Source organism: Nostoc sp., assembly GCF_036916975.1.
Lineage (GTDB): Bacteria > Cyanobacteriota > Cyanobacteriia > Cyanobacteriales > Nostocaceae > Nostoc.
Genome location: NZ_JBALFF010000049.1, coordinates 1 through 20837 on the forward strand (window position 1 = coordinate 1; position 20837 = coordinate 20837).

The window sequence follows — 20837 nt, forward strand, 5'->3', positions numbered from 1 at the left end:
GTCACTCAGTCCTTCAAAACGTCCAGCCATAAACTGATACACTCTTCTCAGATGGAAAGTAGATTATCACATTTTCATATTAGTGGGATAGGTTCTAGTTATATTTTGAAAAGTTTGTACATCTCAAGTTAGGCAGAATTAGAGTTTGTTTTACAATAATCTCGTTTTCTCTCTTGCTCTGTGTCCTCTGCGGTTGGTTTAGGAAGAATAAAACCACAGAGGCGCAGAGGACACAGAGGAAAAGATGTAAGTAATATTAAGTGATCTGCAAAAACCAAGACTTTTTTTTGATACTATTTAAGACCGGACTCTTGAAATACTGATTGACGTATGAGCAAAAGTACCCTGTTTGATAAAGTTTGGGACTTACACACCGTTGGTACACTTCCCTCAGGGCTGACGCAACTATTTATCGGGCTTCACTTAATTCATGAAGTGACGAGTCCCCAGGCTTTTGCTATGTTACGCGAGAGAAGTCTAAAAGTACTGTTTCCAGAGCGGACTGTGGCCACAGTCGATCATATTGTGCCGACAGAAAACCAGGCGCGTCCCTTTGCCGATAACTTGGCAGAGGAAATGATCCAGGCGCTGGAAAATAACTGTCAAGAAAATAACATAACTTTTTACAATATCGGTTCTGGTAGTCAGGGTATAGTTCATGTGATCGCTCCAGAACTTGGACTGACTCAGCCAGGAATGACGATCGCTTGTGGAGATAGTCACACTTCCAGTCATGGGGCATTTGGTGCGATCGCATTTGGTATCGGTACTAGCCAAGTCCGGGATATTCTCGCTTCTCAAACCCTGGCCTTATCCAAACTGAAAGTCCGCAAAATCGCAGTTAATGGCACTCTCAACCCTGGTGTTTACGCCAAAGATGTAATTTTACATATCATCCGCTCACTTGGTGTTAAAGGTGGCGTGGGCTATGCTTACGAATTTGCCGGTACGACATTTGAGCAAATGAATATGGAAGAGAGGATGACTGTCTGCAATATGGCGATCGAAGGCGGTGCTAGATGCGGCTACGTTAATCCCGATCAAGTCACCTACGATTACCTCAAAGGCAGAGATTTTGCCCCCATTGATGCAGATTGGGATAAAGCAGTCGCTTGGTGGGAATCCATCAAGAGCGATGCTGATGCCCAATACGATGATATAGTGCTATTCGACGCTGCGGAAATTCCTCCTACCGTTACCTGGGGGATTACTCCCGGTCAAGGTATCGGTGTCAACCAGTCAGTACCTCAACCAGAAGAACTGCTAGAAGAAGACCGATTTATTGCCGAAGAAGCTTACCGCTACATGGATTTATATCCTGGTCAACCAATCAAAGGCACTAAAATAGATGTCTGCTTTATTGGTAGTTGCACCAATGGTAGGATTACTGATTTGCGAGAAGCTGCGAAAATCGCCAAAGGTCGCCACGTTGCAGAGGGAATTAAAGCTTTTGTTGTCCCAGGTTCTGAAAGGGTGAAGCAAGAGGCGGAAGCTGAAGGACTGGATAAAATCTTTGAAGAAGCCGGATTTGAGTGGCGGGAACCAGGATGTTCTATGTGTCTAGCCATGAACCCCGATAAGCTACAAGGAAGACAAATCAGCGCTTCTTCCTCCAACCGCAACTTTAAAGGAAGACAAGGTTCCTCTTCCGGTCGAACATTATTAATGAGTCCGGCGATGGTCGCCACTGCTGCGATTAAAGGCGAAGTCTCTGATGTGCGCGAGTTGCTGTAACTCTACCTCATTGGCAGAGAGAAGTCTCTTAAACTTTTCTTTCTTTCCTTTGTGTCCTTTGCGTTCTTTGCGGTTCGTTTCTTATAAAACTTATGGTGAGTGAAGTTAAAACAGTTTCAGGGCGCGGTATCCCCTTAGTGGGCAATGATATAGATACCGATCGCATCATTCCGGCGCGATATTTGAAAGCCGTTACCTTTGATGGGTTAGGTGAAGGCGCATTTATTGATGACCGGACAGCACTTAAAGGTGAACATGCTTTTGACCAACCCCAATATCAAGGGGCGAATATTTTAATAGTCAATAGAAATTTTGGCTGTGGTTCATCACGGGAACATGCACCCCAAGCGATCGCAAAATGGGGAATCGAAGCTTTAATCGGTGAAAGCTTTGCCGAAATCTTTTTCGGTAACTGTGTGGCAATGGGTATACCTTGTGTGACAGCCGATGCTGTTACTATTAAACAACTACAAGATTTAGTCGCTGCTAATCCTCAAGCCACCGTGACAGTAAATCTGGAAACCAGAAGAGTGCAAATTGCTGATTACACCGCCCCAGTTGCGATCGGTGAAGGCACAAGAAGCACATTTATTTCGGGAACTTGGGACGCTTGCGGTCAATTAGTAGCGAATGCTGACCAAGTTAGGGTAACGGCTGCAAAATTACCCTATGTCGGTTGGGGCAATTTAGCCGCGAGTTAATATTTTGTGGCCATGGGAGATAGAAATTCTCTGCTTTACGAATCTTTTGCAGCAGATATTACCATTGAGTCAGGGCAAATAGGGAGCATCCCGTCAGGTGCAAGTTATATCAAACCCAGGTTTTAAATAATTCGTAATTCGTAATTCGTAATTAAAGACATTTTCAGACGGGGATTTAAACCCCGACTGAAACTGGCGCTACGTGTTTTGGTTGGGGTCTTAAACCCTTTTATTTACGATAAATTGTCATTGCGATCGCACCGTAGTGGAGTGAAGCAATCCCATTTCTTGCAATTGCTGGTAGGGGCTTGTCTTAGACAAGCCCTTACGATAAATCTATATTTATCAGGATTTTCGTGAATTGGTATGAGTAAGTGCCTATAAAAATTTATAGCAGTTGGCAGTTGTGCGATCGCTAACCTAGCTAAAAAATCTTATAATTTTTGTTATCTAATCATCTTCTCTAAAGCAATTTGCAAATCTTTTGTCAAATCGCTCACACCTTGTCTAGCCGCCAAGCGATCGCCCTGACAATTTTTCCAGCGTTCGGTTACTGAAATTGGCTGCCCTACAGTGATTTGTGTCTCTCGCAAACCTAAGCGAGGTCGCCCCGGAAGTGTTGTATCCTGAATTCTAGAAAGCATATCGAATACAAGCAAAGCTGTTTCTGCAAACCGTTCTGCCGTCGGTTGTTCCTGAATATAAGTAGCTGTGACTGCAACAAAACTTTCCACTATCCGCATGTGTCGCATTCGCAAGTCTGCTTCTTGGGCAATCCAGTCTGCCAAACCGCGTTTAAAGGGTGGTAAAGCATTGATATCTGGCAAATCTTCCCGATATATGTAATTCCAGCCAGCCTCTTCTAAGCGACGACAGCGATCGATGGAATTTCCCTGCGCTTGAACTCCAAAATATTGTTCAGCAACTTGTAAAGCCTTATCCAGTAACCGATGCAGTCGAGCAATCAACACCTGATTAAGACTAGCAGATTCATCAGTTGAGATGGTTTTTGGGATATCTTGATGATAGAAGCGACGATAAAACTCTTCCATCTCGGTAATCAGATATTGGGCTAACCTCCAGAGGCGTTGATAGTAAATCTCTTCGCCCTCTTCCTGCTCAATTTCCATTGCCGGCAAGCCACTATCAGCTTCCAATTTACTCAGTAGCCAATCTAGTTTAGACCAAGGTGGCTCAACGTAACTATATTGGATAGCGATCGGTACAATGATTACAGTCTCAGTTCGATTGGCTTTTTGCAAGTCTTCTACACACCAGAACCCCATTTGAGCAACACCAGGTTCCAAGGGGCTAACAATACCACTATGACCATTAGTACCGCCTTCGGGTGCCACTGCGATCGGTAGTTCGCCATTAGCAAACAACTCTCGTGCAGTTTGAATAGCTTGGCGATCTAGTCGCCTACCCCGATGAACCGGTACACCTCCTATCCGAGAAAACAACCAACCCAGCCACTTTCCAGCCCAAACTGTCATTCCGCGATCGTAGAGAAAATAGCTGTGAACAAGGGATTGTAGTGTAATACCTTTTTGACGAGCAACCTGTGGCACAATGCGGGAAAGCAAATACAGCATACAAAGAGGATCTTCTACCTCTGGGTGGCGAAATGCCAGCAAAAAGCGAATTTTTCCAGCCTGAAATTGCTGATAAAGTTCAGCTAATACTTCAACATTCTTGGCTTCAACACGCACAATACCAGCCGTTAGCCAAGGACGAGTCCGAAACCGTAGTGCGATCGGTAGCAACCACCGAACAATCTGGAGTACCAGCGAGTTCAACCGTTGAGGAATGAATTTTAATGGTGGTTGAGTAGACTGAATCGATCTAGGCAAGTGGCTCTCCAGATTGTATTTTTAGCGATTGTACAACGCGGGGTCTTAGTTTTGCGTAAACCTAAAGATAAGTCTGTGTGCCGGAAGCCACTTATTGATAAAAATTATTTTCGATGTTTAGGAAAATTTTGGAATAAATAACCAAACACTCCTAAGTTTAACAAAAAAACCAATATTTTTATCGGAGAAATCCCTCGAATTAATTCATAAATTTCTGGCGGAATACTGATACCGACAAGTGCCAACACCAAGACATGCGCCCAACGCTTTTGGTACCATAAACCAACGGCTTCAATACCAGTAACAATAGCATAGACTCCTGTTCCAATACCGCTAAATACCAAAGTTCGAGGATTTAAATTGAGAACTTTATTTAAAAGCCAATCAATAATTATCGATTTACCTTCTAAAGTATAGTTGTCTGAAAACACCTCTAGAGTTTGATAATTTTTTAATGTCAATAATAAAGCGATCGAAGTAACCATAAGCAGCAAGGCAGCAAATGATTTGTAGAAAACAATTGCCACTAACCCGAATGGACGCTTTTTCAAACAACCTCCTAAGTAGATAGATCCCAAACTTTGATTAACTCGCTCTGGATGATGCCAACCTATATAGCAATCCTAAATCATTTGTGAAAATTATATATCTCTTTCTTCTTTCTTCTTTCTTCCCTTTGCGCTCTTAGCGTACTTTGCGGTTCGTTTTCAAATTTTATATTTTTCCCGAATCAAATAGTAAGTAGGTAGGCATAATTAAATATAAGATCAAACCTCTTCCCTAACTCTTTGCCTACCAAGGAAAATAAGCCCATTCCTTAATATGGAATGGGCTTTTGATTGAAATTGTATATGCGTAGGCGTAACCCGTTGCAGGCATCGCAAATTAAGATAAATTATATCCAATGGAGATTAGCGGACTCGAAATGCTGACATCCTGCTTGCACAGGCGGTCTACCAAATGAGCTAAACTGCCATCAAGTTAAAATAGTAGGTAAGTTTAATTGTCGAAGTTATTGTAACTTACATTGTTCCATTACCAAAGGGATGAAGCCAGAAAATATCCAAGTTGTTGCAGCACTGTATAAATTTGTCAAGCTGCCAGATTTTGCCAAGAAACGAGATCCCTTGCTGTCTTACTGCCAAGTGCAAGGTGTGAAGGGGACAATTTTACTTGCACAAGAAGGCATTAACGGTACAATTGCGGGTTCGCGTCAGGCGATTGATTCTGTTCTTTGGTTTTTGCGTACTGACCCTCGTCTAGCAGACCTAGAATACAAAGAGTCCTATACCGAAACCCCGCCCTTTGAGCGAATAAAGGTGCGGTTGAAGCCTGAAATTGTTACTTTGGGATTGCCTGAAATTGACCCAAGTGAACAAGTTGGTACTTATGTCAGTCCCCAGGAATGGAATGATTTGATTTGCGATCCAGAAGTAACAGTGATTGACACCCGCAATGATTATGAGGTGAATATCGGTACTTTCCAAAGAGCAGAAAATCCTCAAACTGGCTCATTCCGGGAATTCCCTGATTATGTGGTACGCCACCTCGACCCAACTAAACACAAAAAAGTTGCTCTGTTTTGTACGGGTGGCATTCGCTGTGAAAAAGCCTCATCCTTCATGCTTGCCCAAGGCTTTGCAGAAGTTTATCATCTCAAGGGCGGCATTCTCAAGTATTTAGAGGAAATTCCAGCCCAGGAAAGTTTATGGGAAGGGGAATGTTTTGTCTTTGACGATCGCATAGCTGTTAGTCATGGGTTGGAGGAAGGAAGTTCTGAGCGGTGTTTCTGTTGTGGATATGCGATTTCTGAGTCAGATAAGGTATCTCCAAAGTATGAACAAGGTATCTCCTGTCCTTATTGTTTTGATAGCCTTACTGAGGAGAAAAGAGCGCGTCAGCAGCAAAAATGGCGGCACTACCAAACCCAAGTTGTTAATGCCAAAAATTGGGATGTGGGTTAATCACAAAAGCGAGTTTTAAATGCTAAGTAAGTAGGCGCAAATTAAATAAAAAACCTCACCCTCAATCCCTCTCCTTATTAAGGAGAGGGAAGCCGGAGGCAGGGTGAGGTTTTTTCTTATATTTAACTGCTGTCCGTGGGTTTAAGTCCCCCGGTTCTAAAAATAAGCAAGTAATGCGATTGGGGTTAAATCTCCATTACAAAACAAAATTGACTTTCTTTGTGCCAAGCGAAGTCGAGGTATTACGAATTACGAATTACGAATTACGAATTACGAATTACGAATTATTTCTACCTACTTATCATTCATGGTTCTTCAGTCAAGGATAATTGGGAATTTAAGGGCAAAATTACTGTAAATGTAGTACCGACTCCAACTTGACTTGTGACGCTGATTTCACCTCTATGGGCATCAACGCACCTTTTAACGATTACTAACCCCAATCCAGTACCGTGAATTGATTGGACATTTGAGGCTCGGTAGAATGACTCAAAAAGCCGCGCTTGGTCTGGTTCGGGAATCCCTATACCTTGGTCTTGAATATAAAAAATTGCTACTTTCTCAATCGGGTTGCAGATTAAATCAAACTGAATTTTGCCACCTGTCGGAGAATATTTAACCGCGTTTGAGAGAAGATTTTCAAACAGGTAATGCAAGAGTCCTTCATCCATTACAGCGTCGGTGCGATCGCTATGACAGATAAAAATAATTTCATACTCGCTACTTTCAACAATAGAAAAATCTTCGATTAACTCTCGACAGAATTTTTCTAAGTTAAGTGGAGCAGGGTTGCATACGAGTTTTTCTGCTTCTGCCCGACCCATAAACAACACTTCTTCCATCAGTTTTTCTAGAGATTGCACAGCACCTTGAATTCGCTTTAAATAAATGCCTTTTTTTGCATCTGTCAAATTTGGTCCTTGCATTTCTATGAGTTCTACTGCTGTTTGAATAACAGTCAGTGGATTACGAAACTCATGAGATACGGTAGAGATAAATAAGGACTTGAGACGATTAAGTTCTTGCTCTTTTTGCAATGCTTGCTCTAGCAATTTTGTTTGGTGTCGTTCGCTAAGATCCCAAAAAACAATTACTACACCATTTATCTGATTAAGTCCTCGCTTTAGTGGTGAAGCACTATCACCAATTGGAACTCTTTTTCCCTCTCTTGTAATCAGAGATGTGAATTCCCCTAAATAAACAACCTGTTGATCTCGCAGGACTTTTGTTACTGGGTTTTCTAATGTATTCCCTGTAACTTCATCGACAATATGAAAAATCTTCGCCGCCTCATTTCCTAAAGCATCTTTTTGCTGCCAGCCAGTCAACGCCTCAGCTGCGGGATTCATGAATGTGATTATTCCGGCTTCATCTGTAGCGATTACAGCATCACTCATTGAGTTGAAAAGGGTTGCTAACTGATCTCGATTCTCTCGCAGTTCACGCTCTAATTGATGTTTTAGAAGACCGATTTCGATCGCTATTTTTAAATCTTTTATAGTAAAGGGTTTAACGATATATCCGAAAGGTTGGGTAATTTTCGCTCTTTCTAAAGTATGATCGTCACCATAAGCGGTTAAAAAAATTATAGGAACGTCTAACTGCTCACGAATAAGACTGGCAGTAGCAATACCGTCCATCTCACCTTTAAGAATAATATCCATTAATACTAGCTCTGGTTGAGTTTGCCATGCCTTGGCAATGGCAACTTTTCCAGATGAAGCTGTACCCGTAACAATGTATCCTAGTTGTCTGAGTTGGTTGGCAATAGTTCTAGCCACAATTACTTCATCTTCAACCACTAAAATTCTAGCTTGGGCCATTTGATATTTACTAATTCAAAGTTAACTGCGTGAATTTAATTTTGAATACTGTTCCATGATTGCGTTCTATAGTAATGTCGCCTTCGAGTTGTTCTGTAACCAAGTCATATACTAACGACAGTCCCAAAGAATCAGTAGTTGTCCAATTTAAATTATCTGGTAAACCAATTCCATTATCTCGGATAGTCATCTCGATATTATTACGAACATTACGTAAAGCAATACTGATTGTGCCTGCTTGTTGGTTGGGAAAAGCGTGTTTAAGGGCATTGGAGATTAATTCGTTAATAACTAATCCACAAGCAATAGCTTGGTCAGCATTCAATATTACTGAATCTATATCAGTTTTTAGACCAATTTTACCCGGCCATATTTGGTAAGAAATTAGCAAGCTTGCTGCCAAATTATCGATATATTCACTAACATCAATTTGTCCAATGTTAGCAGAAATATATAAATTTTTATGAATTAGAGATATTGACTCAATTCGATTTTGACTTTCTCGAAGGACTTTGATAGCTTCTGGGTCTTTGAGTGTTTGAGACTGGAGTTGTAATAAACTAGAGACAATTTGCAAATTATTTTTAACTCGATGATGTACTTCCTTTAATAGAACTTCTTTTTCAGCCAAGGCGTTTTTTAACTTTACTTGAGCGTTTTGTCTTTGAATAAGTTCAATTTTAGCTTGCTCAAAAATGCTGGATTGTTGAATTGCGATCGCTAATTGCACTGTCAGTTGTTCGAGCAAATCTAATTGATTTTCTTCCCACTGGTAAAAACCAGAGCATTGGTGAGCAATCAGTAAACCCCAAACCTGAGAACCTGGGTTTTGAAAACCTACTTCTAGTAAAATGGGTACGACTAAATTTGCTTTGACTTCAAACTGTTCTAATAAGCGAATATAGCAATCACTTAATCCGGCTTCATAAATATTAGCGATCGCTCTTTTGCGTCTTTGATAATACTCCACTCCTGGGCTTGCTTGAAAACACGTATCATGAATCTCGACGCCCAAAGAAACAATGCATCCAGGTTTCACCGATTCCGCCACAATCGTGCCGCTCATCTCTGGGTTAAACTGATAAACTACCACTCGATCAACCCTAAGTAAATTTCGCACTTCTTGAACTGTTGCATTTAAAATATCTTGGAGATTCAATGATTGACGAATCCGTTGAGCAACGGTTCGCATCAATTGCTCCCGCTCGGCTTGGGCTTTGAGAACCATTTCAGTTCGCTTACGTTCTATGATGTCTTGGCTATCATCAATAACTTTTTGCCGATGTAAATCTAAATATCTGATTACTTGCCCCGCCAACTGTTGTAATGCTACTTGCTCTTTAACAGTCAAATTTCGTGGTACAAAATCAATTACACAAAGACTACCTAATGCAAAGCCGTTGGAGGTAATTAGAGCAACACCTGCATAAAAGCGGAAATAATAATTTGATATTACAAGGGGATTTGTAGCAAACCGTTCATCTGACAACGCGTCTGGGATGATTAATATTTGATTTTGTAAGATAGTATAGCTACCAAAGGAAATGCTTCGAGGAACTTCTGATATAGTTAACCCGATTTTTGACTTGAACCATTCCCGTTCTGCATCAACTAGGCTAATAAGAGCGATTGGTGTTTCACAAAAGTTAGCAGCTAGTTGAGCTAATTCATCAAAAATTTCTTCTGGTGGCGTATCTAAAATTTGATATTGATTAAGTACTTCTCGCCGTTGGCTTTCATTTTCTGGAAATAGCATTAGTGGTTATGTGAAAAAAGTTTTGTTAAATATCAGATTTAATTTAGTTAAATCTGAAAACATAATTTATTTTTTGTATAAATAAGTGGGCGCAAATAATCATCACTGGCTTGTACTTGTGCTAAAGCGCTAAAGCGCAACTACGAGCCAAATACAGAGATTTTACTTTTCATTACATAGTTTGGTTTTATCGTGCCTACTTACTTAATATGCAAATTTTGTGAGCTATTAAATTTGTGATTTTAATGTGTAACAGCTGATAATTTATTGATAAAAAACCTTGAGAGCAACATCTACGCTCTTTAATATTTAGAAATATCAACCAAGAATATGTACTCAAAAACACTTTTGGGATAAGTATATCTTGGTTCAATCTTCATAGGAATCTGGTAGTGTAAAGTATGTTTGATAGTTTACACCAAGTAAAGAGAACTTGTACATATACGCAAAGAAGACAGAAAAAAACTCTCTGCATTCTTTGCGCCTGTAGGATTATTTTTATCTTGGGCGTCCCAAAGTAGTGATATATAGAACGGCTTCATCAGCAGGGATACCCAAAACTTCATTTACTTGGTCATCAAAGAAACCACCGATACCACTTACACCTACATTCAGGTGGATGGCTGCTAAATTCAAGCGTTGTCCTAAATGGCCAGCATCCAGATGTAAGTAACGGTAAACGCGATCGCCATATTGTGCGATCGCAGCTTTCAAATCGGCTGTATGAAACAACACTGCTGCTGCATCCCGCCCTAATTCTTGCCCCAAACAGAGAAAATGTAACTCTCGCCGAAAGTTTTTAAAGCGAATTTGGCGTAATTCTTGGGCTTTGGGTGCATAATAATAACAACCTGCCTCCAATCCTTTGACTCCGCAAACAGCAATAAATGTTTCTATTAAATTCAAATCAAAGTAATCTGGAGAAATATCTAAGCTTTGGTCGATGTAATTTCGGGGTTGGTAAGTGAAATCGAGTAAAGCTTTTAATTCATCGATTGTTAAATCATCACCATTATAAGCGCGGGTAGAGCGTCGCTTATACATAGTGGTTTCCAATTGTGATAGCTTTTGTCCCCAGTTTATCGGCGCAGTGTTGGTGGGAATTTTCAAACAGAAAGGAAAGTTATATTTATCCTCCAAAGATTTTTCTTGTTTGATAGTTGGTAGATTGAGATTGCCAGTTACACCTGATTGGATCTGGGTGTGTCGATGGAAATATGTCAGCAATTCACCATCGGGAATTTCGGGATAACTGGTTTCGGTAGCCGAAGGTAAAGCAGTACATCCCAATGGTAAATTTTGATTGATATCTAACAAATCTGCTAGAGGTAAGACAGCGATCGCACCTTCTTGTTGCGGATCGATATAAAGCAGATCGTTTACCGATTCATCCACAAAACCGCCGATTAAATGGGGGCGATAGTCAGTAATCGCACCAGCTAACTCGATATTACCCAACAGGTGTCCCGTATCTAGAAAAATCCGCCGATAAGCCCGATCTTCATATCGCCAAGCAGAACGATAGAAAACCGCAGTCACAATAATTGCTAGTTGGGTATTTTCTAGAGAAGGATGCCAGAAACAAGCCGATTGCAGATTTTGCCAAACATCACTTTCCCAATAATGCATCAGAGAATGAGTCCGACACTGGTAATTATATAGTCCGGGTGGCAATAACGCCGTGCCACGGGAAACCACATACACCTCAGCCGGGTATAATCCGCCTGCACTGGGAGCAGCACGTAAATACACCGCGCTACCCATAGAAGGCATTCTCGCCGTCAATCCATAGCTACGAAACAGCAGGCGTGAAAGTCTTTGCCACCATTGAGCATCTGGGTTATTAGCAAATCCCTCTGTTTTTTCTTGGATATAGGGTTTGAGATCAAAAGTAGAGCCAATTTTGTACTCTTTAAAAGGCACTGGCTGTTTAGCCCAGTCTAACTCGTGACTTTTGGAGGCGAGAGTCTCAGGGTTGTATTTAGTCCGTTCGTGGTAATGCTGGGCAATTGATTGGTGTAATTCTGGCATAGTACTTTTAATATCCTTGGGCCATCCTTTTTTTGATCTTGGCATTCATTAGCCTCATTGTTTCGTGTCAGTTCGTACAATCCTCATAGTCACAAAGTGGTAATTGGTAACAACTGCATTGGGCGATGGGGCTGAAGGGCATTGAGCAGGCAGGCGTTAACTTAACCGTATTGAACTATAAACCTTTATATTGAAGATTATGTGGCGCTTCGATTCATGGCAAACCGCTGACCTTAATCTGCCACATTCAACACTAACTCTATGCTGATTAATCGCAAGAGGATCGTAGACTATGACCGAGACTGTAGAGAAACTTAGGCTTGAACTATCTCAGCTATCTATGCAAGAACGTGCAGAGCTTGCTTACTTTTTGATCCACTCTTTAGATCAAGATGTTGACGATAACGCACAATTTGCTTGGGATGTTGAGTTAACGAGAAGAATGGAAGAGATTAGTAGTGGAACAGTTTATGGTGAACTGTCAGACAAGGTATTCACTGAACTCCGAGAAAAGTACTCGTGAAGCAGATCATTATTCACAGTGAAGCTAGAGCAGAGCTAGATAATTCAGTCGCCTACTACGAGGGGCAAAAGGCTGGCTTAGGGCTAGATTTATTATCTGAAGTGGAGCAGGTTATTGGTAAAATTCAGCAAAACCCAAGCATAGGAGCGCCATACAAAATTGCCGAGTTGCGTCGCTACGTCCTTCAGTGTTTTCCCTATCTCATATTCTACGCAGAATTCAAGGAGTTTATTTGGGTCGTTGCAATAGCTCATGGAAAGCGTAGACCAGATTATTGGAGGAAACGACAGGTTGAATGATGCTTTAGAGGGCAAAAAATAAACTTATTAATTTATCTTAACTTTTCACAACCGCCGAATCGCAATTTCTAAGCCTTCACATACACCGCGAAGAAAATCTAAATTTAAAGTAGCGATCGCATCACTAGATTTGTGATAATGGGGATTTCGCAAGAATGCCGTATCTGTCACCATCATTGCCGGATAGCCCAAATCCCAGAAAGGTGCATGATCGCTAAGTCTGGTTTGGGGAACTATTAAACCTCGATTCGGCACAGGTAGCCATTGACTAGGTACGCCAGCTTGGCGAATATTCCGGCTCATGCCAATTAAATCAGGCAATGTTCGCAAATTACCAATTAAAGCAATAAAATCGCCTCTGTCTGGGTAGAAGCGTTCCAGAGGAGGGGGGTAATTTTGGGAACCAGGAGTAGAATCGGTATAACCCAGCATTTCTAGGGAGATCATTAAGCGTAGCTGTTGCTTTTGTTCGTGCAACAGGGCTGCATAATCAGCACTACCCAGCAAGCCGTATTCTTCCATATCGAAAGCAACTAGCCTTAAGGGATATCTTATCGGTTGGGCAGCAAACTTCCTGGCTAATTCCAGCAACACCGCCACACCTGTGGCATTATCATCAGCCGCTACTGTTCCTGGAACGCCATCATAATGAGCGCCAATTAAAATCGGCGGCAAATCCTTTTTTTTTCGTCTGCCTTCACAAGGTAAATTTAATATCAAGTTATTACAAACTTTCCCTCTGACTTCAAAGGTGTGGATTTCCACACTCCCCCATTGGGAAAATTCCTGGCGGATGTATTCTTGGACAAAAAAATGCCCAGCCGTTGCCATGTAAGGATCGCGTTCTCGCGCAATCTCAGTTAGGGAAGTTTGTAATCGCTCTGTTAAATTCAAATGTTTAAAATAGTGGCAATATTAAGGTTTTCAGGCACTCAGAAGTTGCAAAACAAGTATTATTAAGGTGCATTTAGAAACTTGCAGATACAGTGCATACAATAAGCTGGATAACCAGAATTGAAGCTGCTTGGACACACCAATCATCGTCAATGCTATCCTAGTCTTGCAACTATCTGCTCTAGCTGCACTTCTTAGCTTATCGCCTTAATGATGACTATTATACCATTGAAGTGTTTTCATCCAATAGCACAAAGCTAGAGGTAGTTGGGCCCAATCATAATAAATATATAAGATACTTTAGGAGAAGAGTAACGCATGGGCAAGGTAGTCGGCATCGACTTGGGTACAACCAACTCAGTAGTCGCCGTTATGGAGGGTGGCAAGCCGGTGGTGATTGCCAATGCAGAAGGAATGCGAACAACCCCCTCCGTAGTTGGCTTCAGCAAAGAAGGCGAAAGGGTGGTTGGGCAAATGGCACGGCGACAAACCGTCCTCAATCCACAAAATACCTTTTTTGCGGTGAAACGCTTCATTGGGCGCAAATATGCCGAACTTAATCCAGATTCCAAGCGTGTACCTTACACCATCCGCAAAGACGAAGTAGGAAATATTAAAATTGCCTGTCCCCGTCTCAATAAAGATTTCGCCCCAGAAGAAATTTCGGCAATGGTGCTGAAAAAATTGGCAGACGATGCTAGTCGCTATTTGGGTGAACCGGTAACAGGGGCAGTGATTACAGTACCCGCTTATTTTAACGATTCTCAACGGCAAGCAACCCGTGATGCTGGCAGAATTGCCGGTTTAGAGGTGCTGCGGATTCTCAATGAACCGACTGCTGCATCTTTGGCTTATGGATTAGATCGCGGTGAGACGGAAACTATCTTAGTCTTTGACTTGGGTGGCGGCACATTTGACGTGTCGATTTTAGAAGTAGGCGATGGGATATTTGAAGTCAAAGCTACCAGTGGAGATACGCAACTTGGTGGTAACGACTTTGATAAAATAATAGTAGATTGGCTAGCAGAGCAATTTCTGGAAGCCGAAGGGGTAGATTTAAGACGCGAAAGACAATCTTTACAACGTCTGATGGAAGCGGCGGAAAAAGCCAAAATTGAGCTTTCTGCTGTCAGCGTCACCGAAATTAACTTACCTTTTATTGCTGCCGATCAGGAAGGCCCCAAACATTTGGAAACTCGTCTAACGCGTTCCCAGTTTGAAGGTTTGTGTGGTGATTTGGTGGGGCGATTGCGGACACCGGTTAAACGCGCCCTCAAAGATGCTGGACTCTCACCTAGAGACATTGAAGAAGTGGTGTTAGTTGGCGGTTCTACACGGATGCCAATGGTGAAGCAGCTAGTACGAGACTTGATTGGTACAGAACCCAACGAAAACGTCAATCCCGATGAAGTAGTGGGAGTGGGTGCAGCAATTCAAGCAGGAATTCTCGCAGGCGAACTCAAAGATGTGCTGCTTTTGGATGTCACACCCCTTTCTATGGGATTGGAAACTATCGGCGGAATCATGAAAAAACTCATTCCCCGCAATACTACTATCCCAGTCCGTCGTTCTGACATTTTTTCCACGTCTGAAAATAACCAGAATACTGTGGAAATTCACGTAGTTCAGGGCGAACGAGATATGGCAGCAAACAACAAGTCTTTAGGACGTTTTAAGCTGTATGGCATTCCCCCAGCGCCACGAGGAATTCCCCAAGTTCAGGTATCATTTGATATTGATGCTAACGGAATTTTACAGGTAACAGCCCTAGATAAAACCACTGGGCGAGAGCAGAGTATCACCATTCAAGGCGCTTCGACGTTGAATGAGTCGGAGGTGAATCGAATGATTCAGGATGCTCAGAAATATGCTGACGTCGATCGCGAACGTAAAGAACGGGTAGAAAAGCGGACTCGTTCTGAAGCTTTGATTTTCCAAGCAGAACGACAGCTTAGAGAAGTAGCACTGGAATTTGGTATGCAGTTTGCCCGAAACCGCCGCCAAAGAATTGATAATATTTGCCGAGACTTAAAAGAGAGTCTTAAGGAAAATAGCGATCGCGGTATTGACCAAGCCTACGCCGATTTGCAAGATGCTCTCTATGAGCTAAATCGGGAAGTCAGAGAAACTTATGCTGAAGATGAAGATGACGACTTGTTTGGTACAATCCGTGACATCTTTACTGGTGATAAAGATAAAGAACGCGAATCTCCCAGAGATACATATCGAGAACGCGATTCATACAGTAAGGACTATGGCAGAGATTACGGTAAGGACTATGGCAGAGACTATAGTCGAGACAGTCGTTCCTCTTATGAAAGCCAAAGCCGTCCGCCCCGCAAATCCCGTCCCAGCTACCAAGATAACTGGGATGATGAAGAAGACAATGATTGGTTGTAATAGTTTTAATAAAAGTTAGGAGTTAGGAGTTAGGAGTGAGGAGTTAAAAATTAAATCTTTCAACTCCTAACTGTTCTGTATTAATTAATTCAAAATCTAAAATTTAAATAACTAACTATGCAGAATTTGCCGAATTTTCGAGATTACTACGAGATTTTAGGAGTATCTAAAGACGCCTCTGGTGAGGAAATTAAAAAAGTTTATCGGCGTTTAGCAAGGCAATATCACCCCGATCTCAATCCGGGTAACAAAGAATCTGAGGAAAAATTTAAGGATATCGGCGAAGCTTATGAAGTCCTTTCAGACTCAGCCAAGCGATCGCAATACGACCAATTTAGCCGCTACTGGAAGCAAAAAGGCTTTGCAGGTAACACTAAGACGCCCAAGGCTAAAACTTGGCAGAGTACTGCTAGCGATCGCAACAGTAATCAGGAGGTAGATCCAAGCCAATTCTCTGATTTTGAAAGCTTTATTAATCAAGTTATCGGCGTTAAAAATAAGAGTGCGGCAAATAACTCCAATAATGGCAATAATAGCGATCCGTTTCGTTCCCCCAGAACAAAAGTTGCCTACACAGTTAGCACCCCACCTCGCACTACCCGTCGAGATATAGAAGCTAGATTAACACTTCCCCTAGAAAAAGCTTATCAAGGTGGTAATGAACGCATTCGTTTAGAAGATGGGCGATCGCTAGAAGTTACTATGCCTCCAGGTATGGTCACAGGTCAAACCATCCGTTTGCGGAACCAAGGTGTTGGTGGTGGGGATTTATACTTAAAAATTACTGTTACTCCTCATCCATTATTTAAGCTAGATGCTTTAAATATCCTCTGCCAAGTACCAGTTACTCCCACAGAGGCAGTTTTAGGAGGACAGGTAGAAGCACCAACTTTGGACGGCCCTGTAAAAATGACCATCCCTCAAGGAGTTAGGTCTGGTCAAAAATTCCGGCTAGGGAATAAAGGCTATCCTAGTGATGACGGGAAACGTGGCGATCAATTAGTAGAAATTCAAATAGTTACCCCAAAAAATATTACTCAAGAAGAACGGGAACTCTACGAAAAGTTACGGCAAATTGAAACCTTTAAACCGCGTGCTGATTTATTGGCTTAAGGAACTAGCTTTTCATAGAATATGGAAAAAGAGTTATGGTTAGGAGACGATTTACATGACTTTCCAAGAGTTACAAATAGGCGATTACTTTCGTATATCTGGTATAAGTGCTGAATGCGTCTATAGAAAGGCAAGCAATTTTCATTGTAGTCAAAACACTTTATTACAGCCCATTCGACCCAGCACAAAGGTTATAGTACTTACTCCGGTAGAAGTTATTAACTATTTTGCAACCAAGCAAGAGTATATTAAAAGCCTTGTGAAATTGCGATGTCTTCTTCCGTCTTGCCCAATCACAAAGGACTTAGAATATAAAAAATATCTTTGAGCAAGGTGACTCAAACAGCCGTGAATCACAACGGGGCAATGCCACAAAGCAGTAAACCAACTTATTACTCCCTGCTAGGACTGCATCCCTCGGCATCGGTAATCGACATTCGTCGTGCTTATAGGCAACTGAGCAAATGCTATCATCCTGATACTACAGATTTGCCTACTGCGATCGCCATTCCCAAATTTCAGCAAATCAACGAAGCCTACGCCACCCTTAGCCATCCAGAACGGCGCTTAAGCTACGATTTAAAAATTGGCTATTCTCGCCTTGCGGTGATTCAACCACCTCCTGACTTGAACCGTCCCGGATCGCGTCATGACTGGTCAAAATCAGCTTACCTCGATCCTAGCGATCGCCCCCTCTCATCTGGCGAAATTTTTGCTTTATTTATGCTGGTGTTAACATTTGTCGGTTGTCTGTTACTAGCAGTTGCCATTGGTTTAACTCGTGGTGAGGCTGCGATCCATTTGCCTTTGCCACAGCCAACTCCATCTGTACAACAGCACATTACCCATGTATTGCAACTAATTACCCCTATAGTAATTAAAAACTAAAAAATTTCCTAATCAAAAATCCAAAATCTAAAATCTAAAATTATTATGCCTCTTCTTCCCTCTGATACCCCCTTATATAATCATCCTCTGCCACAAATTGAACAGTGGCTAAAAAACCAAGGCTGTCAACAAGACGACACACAGAGGCATTGCTGGCATATACAGCGCCCTAGTTGGCAAGCTGAACTATGGCTCGATGTTGAGCAAATAGTAGTGCGATATGTCCAATCTGGGGAAAATGGACAAGATATCCAACGTTCATTTAAGTATTCTCTGAGTCGGGATGATGTAGAACAAGCGGTGTTTTCTGGGCCATAAAAGAAGTGCTGAGTAAAGTTGACTGTAAAAATACGTAGTTTACCTCTGTAGGCATAGCCAATTTTGTAAGTTATGGCTGACAAAAGCACCCACCAAAGCGTAGACGCGTAGCGGCTTGTCGATAGACATCGCTTACAATTATAGTTACTCCTACTTGGACAAAAATCCATGCAAATCGTTCTGCCACCCGAAGTAGAAGCCCTAGTTCAACGTCAACTCACTAGCGGTAAGTATCAGAACGCGATCGCAGTTATTCTTGCAGGCATAAAACTCCTGGAACAGCAAGAAGACATTTATCAAGGACGACTAGAAGACTTGCAACAAGAAGCGCGTATTGGGTGGGAAGCATCCGGGCGGGGCGAAGTTGTTGATGGCTCGACTGCAATCGCTCAAATTCGCGCCAATGTGCGCTCGCGCTACGGTGTTTCAGACGAAGCATGACCCCACAATTTCGCCTTACCAAACCTGCGATTCAAGATATCGAGCAGATAGCCGATTATATTGCTAGACAATCTGGCTTGGCTCAGTCTGAGGATTTTCTGAGGAAGCTGGAGGCGAAATTTGCCCAAATTGCTCAGTTCCCTCGGATGGGGCGACAGCGTGATGAAATTTTACCTGGTATCCTTAGCCTTTCAATATACAATTACCTCATCCTTTACATGCCTGTAGGGCAAGATGTGGAGATTTTTCGTGTTGTTAGTGGATATCGAGATATAAAAGCCCTATTTTACGACTCTGATTCTTGATTTATACTTTTCCAAATCGCCGTTCGCGTTGCTGGTAGGCACATAAGGCGCGATGAAACTCAGCCCGGTCAAAATCGGGCCAGAGAGCATCAGTAATATAAATTTCTCCATAAGCCATTTGCCACAGCAGGAAATTTGAGAGGCGCATTTCTCCACTGGTGCGGATTAACAAATCTGGGTCAGTAATTCCGGCTGTGTACAAGTGGCTCTCAAACACCTGTTCATTAATTTCATCGGGTTGTAGCAGACCTTGCTGGACTTTTTTTGCGATCGCCTGACAAGCTTGTAAAATTTCCTGTCGTCCGCCATAATTGGTTGCTACCGAAAACCGGATACCACCATTATCCTTGGTTGCTTCCATTGAACGCGATATTTCTTGTTGGAGCGATCGCGGCAGAGCCTGCAAATTTCCCACAAACTTAATTTGCACATTCTCTTCGACCATTTCCCGCAGTTCTTGGCGCAAAACTCTTTGAAACAGAGTCATCAAGAAATCCACCTCTTCCTGCGGCCTTTTCCAGTTCTCTGTCGAGAAAGCATAAGCCGTCAGCGCCTGAATTCCCCAATCCTGACAACAGCGAAGTAAATCCTTGAGAGAATCTACTCCTCGCTTATGTCCCATAATCCGAGGTAAACCCTGACGTTTAGCCCATCGACCATTGCCATCCATAATCACCGCAACGTGCTGCGGCAATAGTTCTCGTTTTAAGTCAGTAGGCAAATCTTGCAGTTTAGTTTGTTGTGCTGTCATTTTTTATCTCGAGAAGCGGTCGATGGTAATCTGAGTAAACGTGAAACCAGTGTTCGTGTCTTCCCACCTATCTGACGAACAAAACTTAACAGACTAGGAGCTACAGCTTCCCTATCCACGATTGGGGACAAAAGAGCGTCTAATGACTCTTTCAGCTTCCTAATCGTCAGGGGTCTATTTAGGGTTCCTCGTTCCGCTAAGGAAATAGAACCCGTTTCTTCAGACACAACGACACAAATGCAATTTTCGACCCGCTCAGTAATTCCCATTGCCGCTCGGTGGCGTGTTCCCAACTGGCGCGAGGCTGTGCGTCCCGAAAGTGGCAAAATTATACCCGATGAGATGATCCGCGATCCGCGAATTAATGTTGCCCCATCGTGTAACAAAGTTTTTGGCTGAAAAATTGTCTGGATTAGTTCTTTAGAAACCTCCGCATTTAGCTTTACTCCTGGCACAGAAAAATCTCGCTCATCAATTGGCCCTGTGGTTTCCACAATTAGTAAAGCTCCAATGCGGTTTTTTGACAATTCTTTAACAGCCTCAACAATTTCATCAATTACACTATCAGATTTGGGGATTGCCAGCCGATCGGGTTGAAACAGCTGGCGAAATTCACCACGCCCCAATTGCTCCAAAAATCGCCGAAACTCTGACTGTAAAGCAACTGCCATCGCTACAGCACAACCAATTACCAACTTTTCCAATACAAAATTTAGCAGAGGTAGTCCTAATCTGCCACTTAGTGCTGAGGCTAGCATTAAGATAATGAATCCTCTCACCATCCACAGTGTCCGGCGCTCACTAATAATAACTAGTATCATGTACGTCAGCGCCAGGACTAACACAATATCCAGAGTCCCAAGTAGCAAGGACTGTGACCATCCCAGGTTTATCAGCCATTGCTTCCACCAATCTCTCATGACATCTGGATTACACTTTTGCCTCTAATTACAATTAGGAGTTAGCAGTTAGGAGTTAGGAGTTATGAGTTATGAGTTATGAAAAAACCTTTAATTGACAACTCATAACTTAAAATTCACAAC

At 42.2% G+C, this 20837-nt stretch carries 19 protein-coding genes; 11 read left to right on the plus strand and 8 right to left on the minus strand.

The window, feature by feature from the left end; all coding sequences use genetic code 11:
* Positions 1 to 330: 330 nt before the first annotated feature.
* A complete protein-coding gene (leuC, locus tag V7K73_RS10955) occupies positions 331 to 1734 on the plus strand; it encodes a 3-isopropylmalate dehydratase large subunit (protein WP_334879812.1) in 1404 nt (467 codons plus the stop codon).
* Between the two features lie 92 nt (positions 1735 to 1826).
* Positions 1827 to 2435, plus strand: coding sequence for a 3-isopropylmalate dehydratase small subunit (gene leuD, locus V7K73_RS10960; RefSeq protein WP_334879813.1), 609 nt, complete (start codon positions 1827 to 1829; stop codon positions 2433 to 2435).
* A gap of 446 nt (positions 2436 to 2881) precedes the next feature.
* On the opposite strand, the gene V7K73_RS10965 is transcribed toward leuD, so the two are convergent.
* Together V7K73_RS10965 and V7K73_RS10970 are read right to left on the minus strand one after the other, a co-directional pair.
* A complete protein-coding gene (locus V7K73_RS10965) occupies positions 2882 to 4288 on the minus strand; it encodes a lysophospholipid acyltransferase family protein (RefSeq protein ID WP_334879815.1) in 1407 nt (468 codons plus the stop codon).
* A gap of 104 nt (positions 4289 to 4392) precedes the next feature.
* Positions 4393 to 4839: a DUF2127 domain-containing protein gene (locus V7K73_RS10970; protein WP_334879817.1), complete on the minus strand. Its 447-nt coding sequence runs from the start codon at positions 4837 to 4839 to the stop codon at positions 4393 to 4395.
* Between the two features lie 495 nt (positions 4840 to 5334).
* Here V7K73_RS10970 and trhO point away from each other — a divergent pair, with 495 nt between their 5' ends.
* A complete protein-coding gene (trhO, locus tag V7K73_RS10975) occupies positions 5335 to 6252 on the plus strand; it encodes an oxygen-dependent tRNA uridine(34) hydroxylase TrhO (protein WP_334879819.1) in 918 nt (305 codons plus the stop codon).
* 305 nt (positions 6253 to 6557) lie between these two features.
* Here the strand turns inward: trhO and V7K73_RS10980 are convergent, their stop codons facing one another.
* The 3 genes from V7K73_RS10980 to V7K73_RS10990 form a co-directional block, all read right to left on the minus strand.
* On the minus strand, positions 6558 to 8075 hold the full coding sequence (locus V7K73_RS10980; RefSeq protein ID WP_334879821.1) for a hybrid sensor histidine kinase/response regulator: 1518 nt from the start codon (positions 8073 to 8075) through the stop codon (positions 6558 to 6560).
* Positions 8076 to 8085: 10 nt separating this feature from the next.
* Entirely contained in the window at positions 8086 to 9831 is a 1746-nt protein-coding gene (locus V7K73_RS10985) for a GAF domain-containing protein (RefSeq protein ID WP_334879823.1), read from the minus strand.
* A 498-nt stretch (positions 9832 to 10329) separates the two neighbouring features.
* Positions 10330 to 11862, minus strand: a complete 1533-nt coding sequence (locus tag V7K73_RS10990; RefSeq protein ID WP_334879873.1) for a SagB/ThcOx family dehydrogenase — start codon at positions 11860 to 11862, stop codon at positions 10330 to 10332.
* A gap of 292 nt (positions 11863 to 12154) precedes the next feature.
* Here V7K73_RS10990 and V7K73_RS10995 point away from each other — a divergent pair, with 292 nt between their 5' ends.
* Positions 12155 to 12385 carry an addiction module protein gene (locus V7K73_RS10995; RefSeq protein ID WP_334879825.1) on the plus strand — a complete coding sequence of 77 codons (231 nt, stop codon included), beginning with the start codon at positions 12155 to 12157 and terminating at the stop codon, positions 12383 to 12385.
* Positions 12382 to 12684, plus strand: a complete 303-nt coding sequence (locus tag V7K73_RS11000; RefSeq protein ID WP_334879827.1) for a type II toxin-antitoxin system RelE/ParE family toxin — start codon at positions 12382 to 12384, stop codon at positions 12682 to 12684. Before V7K73_RS10995 ends, V7K73_RS11000 begins: the two co-directional genes overlap by 4 nt.
* Before the next feature lie 45 nt (positions 12685 to 12729).
* Here V7K73_RS11000 and V7K73_RS11005 read toward each other — a convergent pair whose 3' ends face one another.
* Complete coding sequence (locus V7K73_RS11005) at positions 12730 to 13578, minus strand: M28 family peptidase (RefSeq protein WP_334879829.1); 849 nt, start codon at positions 13576 to 13578, stop codon at positions 12730 to 12732.
* A gap of 318 nt (positions 13579 to 13896) precedes the next feature.
* On the opposite strand from V7K73_RS11005, the gene dnaK reads away from it, so the two are divergent.
* The 6 genes from dnaK to V7K73_RS11035 all read left to right on the plus strand — a co-directional run bounded on the left by dnaK (position 13897) and on the right by V7K73_RS11035 (position 19043).
* Complete coding sequence (dnaK, locus tag V7K73_RS11010; RefSeq protein WP_334879831.1) at positions 13897 to 15978, plus strand: molecular chaperone DnaK; 2082 nt, start codon at positions 13897 to 13899, stop codon at positions 15976 to 15978.
* Positions 15979 to 16095: 117 nt separating this feature from the next.
* A complete protein-coding gene (locus tag V7K73_RS11015; protein WP_334879833.1) occupies positions 16096 to 17091 on the plus strand; it encodes a DnaJ C-terminal domain-containing protein in 996 nt (331 codons plus the stop codon).
* A 366-nt stretch (positions 17092 to 17457) separates the two neighbouring features.
* Positions 17458 to 17979, plus strand: a complete 522-nt coding sequence (locus tag V7K73_RS11020; protein ID WP_334879875.1) for a J domain-containing protein — start codon at positions 17458 to 17460, stop codon at positions 17977 to 17979.
* 45 nt (positions 17980 to 18024) lie between these two features.
* Positions 18025 to 18297: a DUF3143 domain-containing protein gene (locus V7K73_RS11025; RefSeq protein WP_334879835.1), complete on the plus strand. Its 273-nt coding sequence runs from the start codon at positions 18025 to 18027 to the stop codon at positions 18295 to 18297.
* Positions 18298 to 18465: 168 nt separating this feature from the next.
* Positions 18466 to 18738, plus strand: a complete 273-nt coding sequence (locus V7K73_RS11030; protein WP_334879837.1) for a ribbon-helix-helix domain-containing protein — start codon at positions 18466 to 18468, stop codon at positions 18736 to 18738.
* Positions 18735 to 19043, plus strand: coding sequence for a type II toxin-antitoxin system RelE/ParE family toxin (locus tag V7K73_RS11035; protein ID WP_334879838.1), 309 nt, complete (start codon positions 18735 to 18737; stop codon positions 19041 to 19043). The genes V7K73_RS11030 and V7K73_RS11035 overlap by 4 nt, the downstream gene beginning before the upstream one ends.
* Position 19044: 1 nt before the next feature.
* Here the strand turns inward: V7K73_RS11035 and V7K73_RS11040 are convergent, their stop codons facing one another.
* A complete protein-coding gene (locus tag V7K73_RS11040) occupies positions 19045 to 19794 on the minus strand; it encodes an isoprenyl transferase (RefSeq protein ID WP_334879840.1) in 750 nt (249 codons plus the stop codon).
* Positions 19791 to 20714, minus strand: coding sequence for a diadenylate cyclase CdaA (gene cdaA / locus V7K73_RS11045; protein ID WP_334879842.1), 924 nt, complete (start codon positions 20712 to 20714; stop codon positions 19791 to 19793). Before cdaA ends, V7K73_RS11040 begins: the two co-directional genes overlap by 4 nt.
* Positions 20715 to 20837: the final 123 nt, after the last annotated feature.

What these genes read in the sequence shown, in the direction of transcription:
- leuC (WP_334879812.1), top strand. Translation starts at nt 331, where the DNA reads ATGAGCAAAAGTACCCTGTTTGATAAAGTTTGGGACTTACACACCGTT.
- leuD (WP_334879813.1), top strand. Translation starts at nt 1,827, where the DNA reads ATGGTGAGTGAAGTTAAAACAGTTTCAGGGCGCGGTATCCCCTTAGTG.
- trhO (WP_334879819.1), top strand. Translation starts at nt 5,335, where the DNA reads ATGAAGCCAGAAAATATCCAAGTTGTTGCAGCACTGTATAAATTTGTC.
- V7K73_RS10980 (WP_334879821.1), bottom strand. Translation starts at nt 8,075, where the DNA reads ATGGCCCAAGCTAGAATTTTAGTGGTTGAAGATGAAGTAATTGTGGCT.
- V7K73_RS10985 (WP_334879823.1), bottom strand. Translation starts at nt 9,831, where the DNA reads ATGCTATTTCCAGAAAATGAAAGCCAACGGCGAGAAGTACTTAATCAA.
- V7K73_RS10990 (WP_334879873.1), bottom strand. Translation starts at nt 11,862, where the DNA reads ATGCCAGAATTACACCAATCAATTGCCCAGCATTACCACGAACGGACT.
- V7K73_RS10995 (WP_334879825.1), top strand. Translation starts at nt 12,155, where the DNA reads ATGACCGAGACTGTAGAGAAACTTAGGCTTGAACTATCTCAGCTATCT.
- dnaK (WP_334879831.1), top strand. Translation starts at nt 13,897, where the DNA reads ATGGGCAAGGTAGTCGGCATCGACTTGGGTACAACCAACTCAGTAGTC.
- V7K73_RS11015 (WP_334879833.1), top strand. Translation starts at nt 16,096, where the DNA reads ATGCAGAATTTGCCGAATTTTCGAGATTACTACGAGATTTTAGGAGTA.
- V7K73_RS11020 (WP_334879875.1), top strand. Translation starts at nt 17,458, where the DNA reads ATGCCACAAAGCAGTAAACCAACTTATTACTCCCTGCTAGGACTGCAT.
- V7K73_RS11025 (WP_334879835.1), top strand. Translation starts at nt 18,025, where the DNA reads ATGCCTCTTCTTCCCTCTGATACCCCCTTATATAATCATCCTCTGCCA.
- V7K73_RS11030 (WP_334879837.1), top strand. Translation starts at nt 18,466, where the DNA reads ATGCAAATCGTTCTGCCACCCGAAGTAGAAGCCCTAGTTCAACGTCAA.
- V7K73_RS11035 (WP_334879838.1), top strand. Translation starts at nt 18,735, where the DNA reads ATGACCCCACAATTTCGCCTTACCAAACCTGCGATTCAAGATATCGAG.
- V7K73_RS11040 (WP_334879840.1), bottom strand. Translation starts at nt 19,794, where the DNA reads ATGACAGCACAACAAACTAAACTGCAAGATTTGCCTACTGACTTAAAA.
- cdaA (WP_334879842.1), bottom strand. Translation starts at nt 20,714, where the DNA reads ATGAGAGATTGGTGGAAGCAATGGCTGATAAACCTGGGATGGTCACAG.